We start from the raw sequence: 12615 nt of genomic DNA, 5'->3' as shown, positions 1-12615 counted from the left end.
TCCCAGTTCGGACAGAACCAGTGGCTAGTCGACGAGATGTATCAGAAGTACAAACAGGATCCATCATCCGTCGATGAGAGTTGGCACGAGTTCCTCGCCGACTACACCCCCGAAGCGAGCGGCGACGCCACGAACTCGCAGCCCACTGCGCCGACTCAGAACACTGCGCCGACCCAGACCGCTGTGCCGACTCGGACCGCCGCGCCGACCAAGAACTCCGCCCCGGCTCCCGCCCCGGCCGCGAAGCCCGCCCCGGCCGCCGCCAAGCCCGCTCCGGCTCCCGCGCCCGCCGCCAAGCCCGCGGCCGCGGTGAAGGCCACCGCCGCGCGCGCCCCCCAGACCACCCCGGCGCCGACCTCCAACGCCGCGCCGACCTCCGGCGGGCCGAAGCCCACCGAGGCCGCCGACGAGGCGAAGGTGCTACGCGGCGCCGCGGCCGCCGTCGCGAAGAACATGTCCGCGTCGCTGGCCATCCCGACCGCGACCTCGGTCCGCGCCATTCCGGCCAAGCTGATGATCGACAACCGTCTGGTCATCAACAACCACCTGGCCCGCACGCGCGGCGGCAAGATCTCCTTCACCCACCTGCTCGGCTACGCCATCGTGCAGGCGGTGAAGTCGTTCCCGAACATGAACCGGCACTTCGCCGAGATCGACGGCAAGCCGAACGCGGTCACCCCCGCGCACACCAACCTCGGCCTCGCCATCGACCTGCCCGGCAAGGACGGCAGCCGCTCGCTGGTCGTCGCGGCCATCAAGGGCACCGAGGAGATGACCTTCGGGCAGTTCCACACCGCCTACGAGGACATCGTCCGGCGCGCCCGCGACGGCAAGCTGACCGCCGAGGACTTCTCCGGCGTCACCATCTCGCTGACCAACCCGGGCACCATCGGCACCGTGCACTCGGTGCCCCGCCTGATGAACGGTCAGGGCGCGATCATCGGCGCGGGCGCCATGGAGTACCCGGCCGAGTTCCAGGGCATGAGCGACGAGCGCGTCGCGGATCTGGGCGTCGGCAAGCTGATGACGCTCACCTCCACCTACGACCACCGCATCATCCAGGGCGCGGAGTCCGGTGACTTCCTGCGCACCATCCACCAGCTGCTGATCTCCGACGAGTTCTACGACGAGATCTTCCACGGCCTCGGCGTGCCGTACGAGCCGGTGCGCTGGCGCAAGGACGTCAAGGAGCGCGGCGTCGACAAGAGCTCGCGCGTGCTCGAGCTGATCGCCGCCTACCGCAACCGCGGCCACCTGATGGCCGACACCGACCCGCTGCGCCTGATCAAGGACAAGTTCCGCAGCCACCCCGACCTGGACGTCACCCAGCACGGCCTCACCCTGTGGGACCTGGACCGCGAGTTCAACGTCGCGGGCTTCCACGGCCAGGAGCGGATGAAGCTGCGCGACGTGCTCTCGGTGCTGCGCGACGCGTACTGCCGCCACATCGGCGTGGAGTACATGCACATCCTGGAAACCGACCAGTTGCAGTGGATCCAGGAGCGCGTCGAGCAGAAGCACGTCAAGCCGACCGTCGCGCAGCAGAAGTACATCCTGAACCGGCTGAACGCGGCCGAGGCCTTCGAGACCTTCCTGCAGACCAAGTACGTCGGCCAGAAGCGCTTCTCGCTGGAGGGCGCCGAAGCGGTCATCCCGATGATGGACGCGGTCATCGACCAGTGCGCCGAGCACTCGCTCGACGAGGTCGTCATCGGCATGCCGCACCGCGGCCGCCTCAACGTGCTCGCCAACATCGTCGGCAAGCCGTACTCGAAGATCTTCACCGAGTTCGAGGGCAACATGAACCCGGCGGCCACGCACGGCTCCGGCGACGTGAAGTACCACCTCGGCGCGCGCGGCACCTACCTGCAGATGTTCGGCGACAACGAGATCGAGGTCTCGCTGACCGCGAACCCCTCGCACCTGGAGGCGGTCGACCCCGTGCTCGAGGGTCTGGTCCGCGCCAAGCAGGACCTGCTCGACAAGGGCGACGGCCCCGAGGGCTTCTCCGTCATGCCGCTGATGCTGCACGGTGACGCCGCGTTCGCGGGCCAGGGCGTGGTCGCCGAGACGCTGAACCTCTCGGGTCTGCGCGGCTACCGGGTCGGCGGCACCATCCACATCGTGGTGAACAACCAGATCGGCTTCACCACCGCACCGGAGAACAGCCGCTCCACCGAGTACTCCACCGACATCGCCAAGTTCATCGGCGCGCCGATCTTCCACGTGAACGGCGACGACCCGGAGGCTTGCGACTGGGTGGCGCGGCTCGCGGTCGACTTCCGCCAGAAGTTCCGCAAGGACGTGGTCATCGACCTGATCTGCTACCGCCGTCGCGGCCACAACGAGGGCGACGACCCGTCGATGACCCAGCCGTACATGTACGACGTCATCGACACCAAGCGCTCGGTGCGCAAGAGCTACACCGAGAGCCTGATCGGCCGTGGCGACATCTCCATGAAAGAGGCCGAGGACGCGCTGCGCGACTACCAGGGCCAGCTGGAGCGCGTGTTCAACGAGGTCCGCGAACTGGAGAAGTTCCCGCCGGGGCCGAGCGAGTCGGTCGAGGACGACCAGAAGGTGCCCGCGACCGTGCAGACCGCGGTCGACAAGGCCGTGCTGCAGCGCATCGGCGACGCCTTCCTCAACGTGCCCGACGGCTTCAACGTGCACCCGCGCGTCAAGCCGGTGCTGGAGAAGCGCCGCGAGATGGCCTACGAGGGCAAGGTCGACTGGGCCTTCGCCGAGCTGATGGCCTTCGGCACGCTGATCGACGAGGGCCGCGCGGTGCGCCTGACCGGTCAGGACTCGCGCCGCGGCACCTTCACCCAGCGGCACGCGGTGATCATCGACCGCAAGACCGCCGAGGAGTACACCCCGCTGCACAACATCGGCAGCCAGAACCCGGGTTGGTTCGCGGTGCACGACTCGGCGCTGAGCGAGTTCGCCGCCGTCGGTTTCGAATACGGCTACTCGCTGGGCAACCCGAACGCGCTGGTGCTCTGGGAGGCGCAGTTCGGTGACTTCGTCAACGGCGCGCAGTCCATCATCGACGAGTTCATCTCCTCCGGTGAGGCCAAGTGGGGCCAGCTCTCCGACGTGGTGCTGCTGCTGCCGCACGGCCACGAGGGTCAGGGCCCGGACCACACCTCCGGCCGCATCGAGCGCTTCCTGCAGCTGTGCGCCGAGGGCTCGATGACCGTCGCGGTGCCGTCCACCCCGGCGAACTACTTCCACCTGCTGCGCCGCCACGCGCACGACGGCATCCGTCGTCCGCTGATCGTCTTCACCCCGAAGTCGATGCTGCGCAACAAGGCCGTGGTGTCGGACCTGAAGGACTTCACCGAGTCCAAGTTCCACTCCGTGTTCGACGAGCCCACCTACGAGCAGGGCATCGGCGACCGCGGCAAGGTGAAGCGCGTGCTGATGACCAGCGGCAAGCTCTACTACGAGCTGGTCGCCGAGAAGGCCAAGCAGAAGCGCGAGGACATCGCCATCGTGCGGATCGAGCAGCTCTACCCGCTGCCCAAGTTCCGCCTGAACGAAGCCCTCGAGGGGTACCCGAACGCGACCGACATCGCGTGGGTGCAGGAGGAACCGGCCAACCAGGGCGCCTGGCCCTTCTTCGGCCTCAACCTTCCCGAGCTGCTCCCCGAGCGCCTCGGCAAACTCCGCCGCATCTCCCGCCGCGCCATGTCGGCCCCGTCCTCGGGTTCGTCGAAGGTGCACGCCGTCGAGCAGGCGGAGATCGTCGCGGAGGCGTTCGCCCCCACCAGCTGATCTCTAGCTGTCCCGAGCGCCGGGGCGAAACCGCTGTCCCATCAGTCGGTTTCGCCCCGGCGTTCGCCGTTTCCTGGTCCGTATCTGGTCTGATGGCTGCCGCGTCGCTGTGCCCCGGGGCTGCCAGGTGCGTTCCCCGCCGACGCGTGGCGGCCGGGCGGAGTTCAGTAGTCGAATGGTGGTTGGGAGCGGCGTGGCGGCAACCATTTCTCTCCCGTCGGAACCATTTCTCTGCGCTCGGTAGGGAAATAGTGGTCGGTGCATGGGTGGCGGGTTGCGGTGGTGTCCGGTTTGCGGTGGTGTGCACCGTCCGCGAGCGGAAACGGGTGTGGCGCGGGCGGATCTACCGGCGGGACGGCGCGGCGGACCATAGGGTGGGGACGTGGCGTGGTGGGCGCGCCGCGTGGCGGAAGGGATTGGTGGAACGTGGTTCCCAATGCGGGTGGGGGTTCCCTGGCCCTCGTGACGATGGGTGTCGGATGGGATCCGGCGGCCCAGCGGCGGTGGTTGCCGGGGAGAACGAAGGACATCGACTTGAACGCGGCGGCGTTGCTGTTCGCCAACGACGCGATCGTCGACGTGGTGTATCACGAACAGCTGATGTCGCAGGACGGATCGGTCCGGCACCTCGGCGACAGCACCACCGGTGAGGGTGACGGCGACGACGAGCTGATCACGATGGACCTGACCAGGATCGCCCCGCAGATCAGTACCGTGATCCTTCTGGTGACCTGCTACACCGGCCAGACCTTCGAGCAGATCGACAACGCCTTCTGCCGGGTGATCGACGGTATGACCGAGACCGAGATCGCCCGCTACAACCTGAGCAAGATCCACGCGCACACCGGCTTCCTCGCGGGCAAACTCGTTCGCACGCAACAGGGTTGGGAGTTCCGCTCGATCGACGAGGAGATCCAGGCCGAGCATCCGGTCGAGGCGGTGCCGCAGCTGGCGCCGTTCCTCGTCTGAAGTCGTTGCGGGTCCTGGTCACAGGCGCCGACGGCTATCTGGGCAGCGCCGTCGCCGAGCGCCTCGATCGCGACGGGTACGAGGTCGTCGGCCTGGTGCGTCGTGAGCGCGACCGTGTTCCAAGGGAATTACCGGTCCGGTTCGCCGATCTCCGTCAGCCGGAATCGCTTTCGGCGGCTGTCCGCGATGTCGACGCCGTATGCCATCTGGCCGGACTCACCCGCGCCAGGGAATCGGTCGCCGACCCGCTGCCGTACTTCCAGGTCAACGTCGGTGGCACCGTGGCGCTGCTGGAGGCGATGGCACGGGCGGGCATCGAGAAGATGGTCTTCGCGTCGACCGTCGCGATCTACGCCACCGACATCCAGCCGATGACCGAAGACCTCCCCGACGCACCGCCCCACCCGTACGCCGCGAGCAAACAGGCGGCCGAATCCGCCATCGCCGCCCAGGCCGCGACCGGCCGCCTCGCCGCGATCGTCCTGCGCATGTCCAATCTCGTCGGCGGCGCCGACACCGACCCCACCCGTCTCCTCCCCCGCCTACGAGCCGTCGCGGCCGGCACCGGCGCCCGCCTCCCGATCAACGGCGACGGCACCGCGACACGCGACTACCTGCACATCGAGGACGCCGCCCGCGCCTTCACCGCCGCCCTCACCCATCTCCCCGCCCCGGGCGCCTGCCACCGCTACAACATCGGCAGCGGAACCGGCACCAGCATCAACGACCTGATCGACCGCACCACCCGCCGCACCGGCCGCCCCATCCCGGTCGAACACCACCCTGCCGCCCAGGAACCCCCGACCCTGGTCTGCGACAACTCCCGCGCCGCAAGGGAACTCGACTGGCGGCCCACCTGGGATATCGAAGCGATCGTGCGCGAGATGTGGACGCGCCATTACCCGCCAACACCCTGAACCTGCTCACGAGGAAGCTCAGCGTCGGCCCGCTCACCCCTGTAGCGCGGAGGCCAGCTCCGGGCTCAACGCGATCGCCAAGGTGAGCAGCGATTCCACCAAGAGCTCGACGAGTTCCTCGCGGCTGATCGGCTCGGTGCGCAACCAGGTGAGGGTGGTTTCCTCGACGAACGCGATCCATCCGCGCATGCCGAGCATCAGCCGGGGGTGGTCGGCGGGGTCGATGGGGGTCGGGGCCTCGGCGAGGACGAGGCCGATGATGGCGTCGCGGGTCTGGTCGACCAGCGGGACCAGGTCGGGGCTGACGCTGGTCGGGCCGCGCAACAGCGCGAGGTAGGACGAGCGGTTCTCGCTGACGTAGTCGACGTAACGCTCGATCGAATCGCGCAGCATGTCGAAGATGCTCAGCGACCGGTCCGGCGCCACCCGCTCGAGCAGTTCGGCGTTGGCGTGCCGGACGACCTCGCGCTGGAAGTCCTGCTTGGTCGGGAAGTAGTGGAACAGCAGACCGCGCGAGACCCCCGCCTGGGCCGCGATCTCGCTGACCGACAGTTCCTCGATGGTCCGCTCGCCGAGCATCTTGGCCCCCAGCGCGAGCAGCTGCTGACGGCGTTCGTCCGGGCTCAGCCGGATCCGCTTGCCGTTCGCACCGGCGCCTTTGCTGTCCACGGCACTCATGCTACTGAACGGAATTCAATTACTGTTGACTGTCGCTCAATAAGATCGTAGTCTCGCTATATGAGTCGCAAGGTTACAGACAAAGCTGTCGGCGACCGGTCAGTCCGCCACGCCAAGACGATCATCATCGGCAGCGGTTTCGCCGGTTTGGGTCTCGCCATCCGGCTGAGCCAGCAGGGCCGCAACGATTACCTGGTCCTGGAGCGCGGCAGCGATGTGGGCGGCACTTGGCGGGACAACACCTACCCCGGCGCCGCGTGCGACGTCCCCTCGCACCTGTACTCGTATTCCTTCGCACTCAACCCGAATTGGTCGCGCTCGTTCTCCCGGCAGGGCGAGATCCAGTCCTACATCCAGGGCGTCGCGAAGAAGTACAACGTGCTCGACAAGCACATCTTCGACTGCGACGTGACCGGCGCCCGCTGGAACAACGACACCGCGCAGTGGGAAATCACCTCCAGCAAGGGCGCTTTCACCGCCGACACCGTCGTCTCCGCGGTCGGCGCGCTCTGCGAGCCCAACCTGCCGGACATCAAGGGCATCAACACCTTCGAGGGCGAGATCTTCCACTCGGCCCGCTGGAACCACGACGCCGACCTGACCGGCAAGCGGGTCGCGATCATCGGCACCGGCGCCTCGGCGATCCAGATCGTGCCCTCGATCGCGCCGCAGGTAGCGAAGCTGGACGTCTACCAGCGGACCGCGCCGTGGCTGCTGCCCCGCATGGACCGGCCGTACCTGAAGGCCGAGCGGCTGGCGTTCAAGTACGTGCCCGGCGTGCAGCGGCTCTCCCGCGCGGCCATTTACGCCGCACGCGAGACCCAGGTCGTCGGCCTCGCCAAGTTCCCCGCGCTGATGCAGGGCTTCCAGTTGCTGGCCAAGGCCAAGCTGCAGTACGAGGTGCGCGATCCCGAACTGCGCAAGAAGGTCACCCCGGACTTCCGGATCGGGTGCAAGCGCATGCTCATCTCCAACGAGTACTACCCGGCGCTGAGCCGCGACAACGTGGACGTGGTCACCGACGGCATCCGGGAGATCCGCGCCGGCTCGATCGTCACCAAGGACGGCACCGAGCGCGAGATCGACGCGCTGATCGTGGCGACCGGCTTCCACGTCACCGACTCGCCGACCTACGAGACCATCACGGGCAAGGACGGCCGCACGCTGAGCGAGGTCTTCGACGAGATCGGCCAGCAGGGCTACAAGGGCGCGGCGATCGCCAACTTCCCCAACATGTTCTTCCTGCTCGGCCCGAACGTCGGCCTGGGCCACACGTCGATGGTGTACATGATCGAATCCCAGATCAACTACATCTCCGACGCGCTCGCCACCGTCGACCGCCTGGGTCTGCGCACCGTCGAGGTGCGCCGCGACGCGCAGGACAGCTACAACAAGGAACTGCAGGCCAAGCTGAGCAAGACGGTGTGGAACACCGGCGGCTGCGCGAGCTGGTACCTGGACAAGCACGGCAACAATACGACGCTGTGGCCCGACTTCACCTTCCAATTCCGTAGGCTGACAAAGCATTTCGATGTATCCGCCTACGCGACGACAACCGCGCCCGCCGAACTGAAAGCAGTGTGAAACCAGTGAGCAACGACGCTTACTTCAAGAACAAGGTCTGTGTCATCACCGGAGCAGGCTCCGGCATCGGCCGCGCGCTGGCCGAGAACCTGGCCAAGCGCGGCGCCAAGCTCGCGCTCTCCGACATCGACACCGACGGCCTCGCCGAGACGGTGCGCCGCTGCGAACAACTGGGCGCCGAGGTCGAGTCCGATCGGCTGAACGTGGCCGAGCGCGAGGCGGTGCTGCTCTACGCCGACGCCGTGAAGGCGCACTTCGGTGTGGTGCACCAGGTCTACAACAACGCGGGCATCGCCTTCCACGGCGAGGTCCTCCGCTCGGAGTTCAAGGACATCGAGCGGATCATGGACGTCGACTTCTGGGGCGTCGTCAACGGAACCAAGGCGTTCCTGCCGATGCTCATCGAGTCCGGTGACGGGCACGTGGTCAACGTGTCCAGCCTGTTCGGCCTGATCGCCGTGCCGGGCCAGAGCGCTTACAACTCGGCCAAGTTCGCGGTGCGCGGCTTCACCGAGTCGCTGCGCCAGGAGATGCTGGTGGGTAGGCACCCGGTGCAGGTGACCTGCGTGCACCCGGGCGGTATCAAGACCGCGGTGGCCCGCAACGCCACCTACGCCGAGGGCATCGACGGCAAGTCCGCCGCGTCGATGTTCGACAAGAAGCTGGCGATGCACACCCCCGAGATGGCCGCGCAGACCATCACCGAGGGCGTGCGCAAGGGCCACGGCCGGGTCCTGATCGGCTGGGAGGCGAAGCTGCTCGACATGTTCGTGCGCGTCACGGCCTCCGGCTACCAGCGCATCGCCGCCGCGGTGAACCGGCCCTTCCTGCCCTGACGACGATGCGTGAGTTCGATATTCCGCTGCCCGTCGGCCGCGTGCTGCTGAAGCCGGTGTTCCGGTTGATGCTGAACGCTCGACTGCCGTTCACGGTGCAGCGCAAGCTGATGGATCTCGGTGCGCCGCTGCAACTGATGCCCGCGGGCGTCACGGTGCGCAAGACGCGGCTCGGCGCTCGTCCGGCCGAACTGCACATCGCCGACTCGACCAACCCGGCCACCGCCGTGCTCTACCTGCACGGCGGTGGTTACGCGGTCGGCTCGATGGCCACCCATCGCTCGCTGGCGGCGCAGCTGGCCCGCGACACCGGCAGCGCGGTGTATGTCCTCGACTACCGGATGGCGCCGGAACACCCGTGCCCGACCGGACTGGACGACGCGGTCGCCGCGTTCCTGGAATTGGTGTCGGAGAAAGGCTTCCGGCCCGACCAGATCGCCATAGCGGGCGATTCGGCGGGCGGCGGCCTGAGCATGGCCACCGCCCAGCGGCTGATCGCCGAGCACGGGATGACACCGGCCGCGCTCGGCCTGATCGCGCCGTGGACCGATCCCAACGAGATCCCCGATCGCGATGGCGACACGGTGATCAACAAGGCCTGGTCGCGCGCCTGCGCCGCCGCCTACCTCGGCGCGGGCGACGGGAACGATCCCCGCTACGCGCCGCTGCGCGGAGTGCTGCACGGACTGCCGCCGACCTACGTGCAGGTCGACGTCAGCGAGCTGCTGCACGCGCAGTGCGTCGCGCTGGTCGCGGCCCTGCGCGGCGCGGGCGTGCACGTGCGGTTCACCGAGAGCCGCGGGCTATGGCACGTCGCGCAACTGCAGGCCGGACTGTTCCGGCCCGCCGCCGTCGCGCTGCGCGAACTATCCGATTTCCTGCGCGATGCCGTCCAGCCGGTGTCGGCCAGCGACCTAGGATAAGACGACAAGAGGAGTCCTGGAAGTGTCGACCGATTACCGAGCAGCGAGATTTTCGGTAGTCGATGACACGGCCCGGCACAAGGTGTCGTAGATTACTGGCGAGTAAACCCACGTGGAAGGGCACTGATGCGAGAGTTCGAAGTCCCGGCTTCCTACACCATTCCGGATGACGCGAACAATTCCGACAACGTCTTCCGCCACGCCGAGCAGACGCCGAACGCGGTGCTGTTCAATGTGCCGAACGGCAGCGGCGGGTGGCGCGACGTCACGGCGGCGGAGTTCGCCGAAACCGTCACCGGCGTGGCCAAGGGCATCATCGCCTCCGGCATCGAACTCGGCGACCGCGTCGCCATCATGGCCCCCACGCGTTACGAGTGGGCCGTGCTCGACTTCGCCATCTGGGCGGCGGGCGGCTGCACCGTCGCCATCTACGACAGCTCCGCCGCCGAGCAGGCCAAGTGGATCCTGCAGGACTCGGCGACCAAGCTGCTCGTCGTCGACAACGACAAGCACCGCGCCACCATCGACGAGATCGAGGCGGGCTCGCTGCCGGATCTGAAGGAGACCCTCCAGATCGAGAAGGGCGCCATCGACGAGCTGATCGCCCGCGGCGCCGAGCTGGACGACCAGGTCGTGCACGACCGCCGCGCGCAGGTCGGCGCCGCCTCGCCCGCCACCCTGATCTACACCTCGGGCACCACGGGCCGCCCCAAGGGCGTCATGCTCACCCACGCGAACCTCTACGCGGAGTCCAAGTCCGACCGGATCGCGCTGAAGAAGTACATCACCGAGGGCAAGAAGACCCTGATGTTCCTGCCGCTCGCGCACGTGTTCGCGCGCGCGGTGGCGCTGACGGCCTTCGACGCCAAGGTGATCGTCGCGCACACTGCCGACTGGTCCACCCTGGTCGACCAGTTCGGCAGCTACCGGCCGCACTTCATCCTCTCGGTGCCGCGCGTGTTCGAGAAGGTGTTCAACGCCTCCAAGCAGAAGGCGCACGACGGCGGCAAGGGCAAGATCTTCGACGCCGCCGCGGACACCGCCATCGCCTACAGCGAGGCGCTGGACAACGGCGGCCCGGGCCTGGTGCTCAAGCTCAAGCACACGGTGTTCGACAAGCTGGTCTACAGCAAGCTGCGTGCGGCTCTCGGCGGCCAGTGCGAGGCGGCCGTCTCCGGCGGCGGCCCGCTGGGCGCGCGCCTCGGCCACTTCTTCCGCGGCGTCGGCGTGACCATCTACGAGGGCTACGGCCTCACCGAGACCACGGCCGCCATCACCGTGAACACCCCCGAGCACATCCGGGTCGGCTCCGTGGGCCGTCCGATCGAGGGCCACGCGGCGAAGATCGCCGAGGACGGTGAATTGCTGCTGCGCGGCTCCGTGGTGTTCGGCGGCTACTGGGGCAACGCCGAGGCCTCCGAGGAAGCCTTCGCGGACGGCTGGTTCAAGACCGGTGACCTCGGCGCCATCGACGCCGACGGCTTCGTCACCATCACCGGCCGTAAGAAGGAAATCATCGTCACCGCGGGCGGCAAGAACGTCTCCCCCGCGCTGCTCGAGGACTCGCTGCGGGCGCACCCGCTGATCAGCCAGGTGATGGTGGTCGGCGACGGCCAGCCGTTCATCGGCGCGCTGATCACGCTCGACCCGGAGGCGCTGCCCGGCTGGAAGGAGCGCCACGGGCTGCCTGCCGACACCGCGATCGAGAAGCTCATCGAGAACGCCGAGCTGGTCGCCGAGATCGACGCGGCGATCGCCGAGACCAACAAGAAGGTCTCGCACGCCGAGCAGATCAAGAAGACCCGCATCCTCGCGGTCGACTGGACCCAGGAGGGCGGCGAGCTCACCCCGAAGATGTCGCTCAAGCGCGCCGTCGTGATGAAGCAGTACGCCTCCGAGGTGGAGAAGATCTACAGCTGATCGGCTGATCGCCGAAGGGCGCTGTTCGCGAGTTCACCTCGCGGGCAGCGCCTTTCGCGTTTTCGCGGTTTCAGCCGATCAGCGGCGGTCGAGGAACTTCGCGATGAGCGGCGCGATCTCCGGCAGGTGGGTTTCCAAGGCGAAATGGCCGGTGTCGAAGAGGTGCAGTTCGGCGTCGGGGAGGTCCGCCAGATAGGCGTGCGCGCCCGGGGCGGGGAAGAACGGGTCCTCGGCGCCCCACACGATGAGCGTGGGCGGGGTGTGTTCGCGCAGCCACCGCTGCCAGCTGGGGTAGGCGTCGACGTTCGACCGGTAGTCGAAGGCCAGCGCGATCTGCGCCTCCTTGCGGCCGGGCAGGTCGAGGAAGTGCTGGTCGAGCAGCCAGCTCTCGGGCGCGAGCAGGGACCGATCCGGCACGCCGTGTTCGTACTGGCCGCGGGTGCCTTCGAGGGTGAGCAGCCCGCGGATGGTGTCCTCGGCGCCCTCCTGCTCGGGACGTAGTGCGACGAATTCCCTTGCACCCTCGGACAGTCCGGCCTCGTAGGCGTTGCCGTTCTGGACCACCAGGCCGGTGATCCACTCGGGGTGGCGCTGGGCCAGCCGGAAGCCGACCGGCGCGCCGAAATCGAAGACGTACATCGCGAACCGGCGCAGATCGAGAGCCTGGACGAACCGCTCGATCACGTCGGCCAGATTGTCGAAGGTGTATTCGAAATCGCCGGGCGCGCGGGTTTGTCCGAAGCCGGGGTAGTCGGGGGCGATCAGGCGGTAGTTCGCGCCGAGAGCTTGGAGCAGCGCGCGGAATTGGTGCGAACCCGAAGGAAAACCGTGTAGCAGCAAGAGGATTGGGGCATCGGCTCGATCCGGAACCGATTCACGGTAGAAGACCTCGACGCCGTCGATCTGGACGGTGCGGTGCTGAATGCGGGGGAGCTCGAACATTTCACATGCCTTACCTAGGTGATGATGCATTAGTTCTAGCCGGTTCAGTTCTAATGTGTCAACACG

9 protein-coding genes are annotated in these 12615 nt (G+C 67.6%); 7 read left to right on the top strand and 2 right to left on the bottom strand.

Going from position 1 to position 12615, the window contains the following annotated elements; translation table 11 throughout:
- Window positions 1-36: 36 nt before the first annotated feature.
- From FB390_RS11955 to FB390_RS11945, 3 genes are all read left to right on the top strand, one after another.
- Window positions 37-3780: a multifunctional oxoglutarate decarboxylase/oxoglutarate dehydrogenase thiamine pyrophosphate-binding subunit/dihydrolipoyllysine-residue succinyltransferase subunit gene (locus FB390_RS11955; protein WP_425465904.1), complete on the top strand. Its 3744-nt coding sequence runs from the start codon at window positions 37-39 to the stop codon at window positions 3778-3780.
- Window positions 3781-4242: 462 nt separating this feature from the next.
- A complete protein-coding gene (locus FB390_RS11950) occupies window positions 4243-4749 on the top strand; it encodes a TerD family protein (RefSeq protein ID WP_281292306.1) in 507 nt (168 codons plus the stop codon).
- Window positions 4750-4754: 5 nt separating this feature from the next.
- On the top strand, window positions 4755-5666 hold the full coding sequence (locus FB390_RS11945) for an NAD-dependent epimerase/dehydratase family protein (RefSeq protein WP_185757009.1): 912 nt from the start codon (window positions 4755-4757) through the stop codon (window positions 5664-5666).
- 33 nt (window positions 5667-5699) lie between these two features.
- Here FB390_RS11945 and FB390_RS11940 read toward each other — a convergent pair whose 3' ends face one another.
- The gene (locus FB390_RS11940) at window positions 5700-6344 is read right to left on the bottom strand and encodes a TetR/AcrR family transcriptional regulator (RefSeq protein WP_141809011.1); all 645 of its coding nucleotides are present in this window, start codon (window positions 6342-6344) and stop codon (window positions 5700-5702) included.
- A 60-nt stretch (window positions 6345-6404) separates the two neighbouring features.
- On the opposite strand from FB390_RS11940, the gene FB390_RS11935 reads away from it, so the two are divergent.
- The 4 genes from FB390_RS11935 to FB390_RS11920 all read left to right on the top strand — a co-directional run bounded on the left by FB390_RS11935 (window position 6405) and on the right by FB390_RS11920 (window position 11607).
- The gene (locus FB390_RS11935) at window positions 6405-7928 is read left to right on the top strand and encodes a flavin-containing monooxygenase (protein ID WP_141809010.1); all 1524 of its coding nucleotides are present in this window, start codon (window positions 6405-6407) and stop codon (window positions 7926-7928) included.
- A gap of 5 nt (window positions 7929-7933) precedes the next feature.
- A complete protein-coding gene (locus FB390_RS11930; protein WP_141809009.1) occupies window positions 7934-8764 on the top strand; it encodes an SDR family NAD(P)-dependent oxidoreductase in 831 nt (276 codons plus the stop codon).
- A gap of 5 nt (window positions 8765-8769) precedes the next feature.
- The gene (locus tag FB390_RS11925) at window positions 8770-9687 is read left to right on the top strand and encodes an alpha/beta hydrolase (protein ID WP_141809008.1); all 918 of its coding nucleotides are present in this window, start codon (window positions 8770-8772) and stop codon (window positions 9685-9687) included.
- Between the two features lie 126 nt (window positions 9688-9813).
- Entirely contained in the window at window positions 9814-11607 is a 1794-nt protein-coding gene (locus FB390_RS11920) for an AMP-dependent synthetase/ligase (RefSeq protein WP_141809007.1), read from the top strand.
- A 78-nt stretch (window positions 11608-11685) separates the two neighbouring features.
- On the opposite strand, the gene FB390_RS11915 is transcribed toward FB390_RS11920, so the two are convergent.
- The gene (locus FB390_RS11915; RefSeq protein WP_141809006.1) at window positions 11686-12549 is read right to left on the bottom strand and encodes an alpha/beta fold hydrolase; all 864 of its coding nucleotides are present in this window, start codon (window positions 12547-12549) and stop codon (window positions 11686-11688) included.
- Window positions 12550-12615 lie beyond the last annotated feature (66 nt).

The sequence above is a fragment of the Nocardia bhagyanarayanae genome (assembly GCF_006716565.1).
GTDB lineage: Bacteria > Actinomycetota > Actinomycetes > Mycobacteriales > Mycobacteriaceae > Nocardia > Nocardia bhagyanarayanae.
The sequence above is the reverse complement of the archived record's forward strand: the minus strand, read 5'-3'. Positions and strand labels throughout refer to the sequence as shown.

Coding starts and splice junctions, on each gene's coding strand:
- FB390_RS11955 (WP_425465904.1), top strand. CDS start 37: ATGTATCAGAAGTACAAACAGGATCCATCATCCGTCGATGAGAGTTGG.
- FB390_RS11940 (WP_141809011.1), bottom strand. CDS start 6,344: ATGAGTGCCGTGGACAGCAAAGGCGCCGGTGCGAACGGCAAGCGGATC.
- FB390_RS11935 (WP_141809010.1), top strand. CDS start 6,405: ATGAGTCGCAAGGTTACAGACAAAGCTGTCGGCGACCGGTCAGTCCGC.
- FB390_RS11925 (WP_141809008.1), top strand. CDS start 8,770: ATGCGTGAGTTCGATATTCCGCTGCCCGTCGGCCGCGTGCTGCTGAAG.
- FB390_RS11920 (WP_141809007.1), top strand. CDS start 9,814: ATGCGAGAGTTCGAAGTCCCGGCTTCCTACACCATTCCGGATGACGCG.
- FB390_RS11915 (WP_141809006.1), bottom strand. CDS start 12,549: ATGTTCGAGCTCCCCCGCATTCAGCACCGCACCGTCCAGATCGACGGC.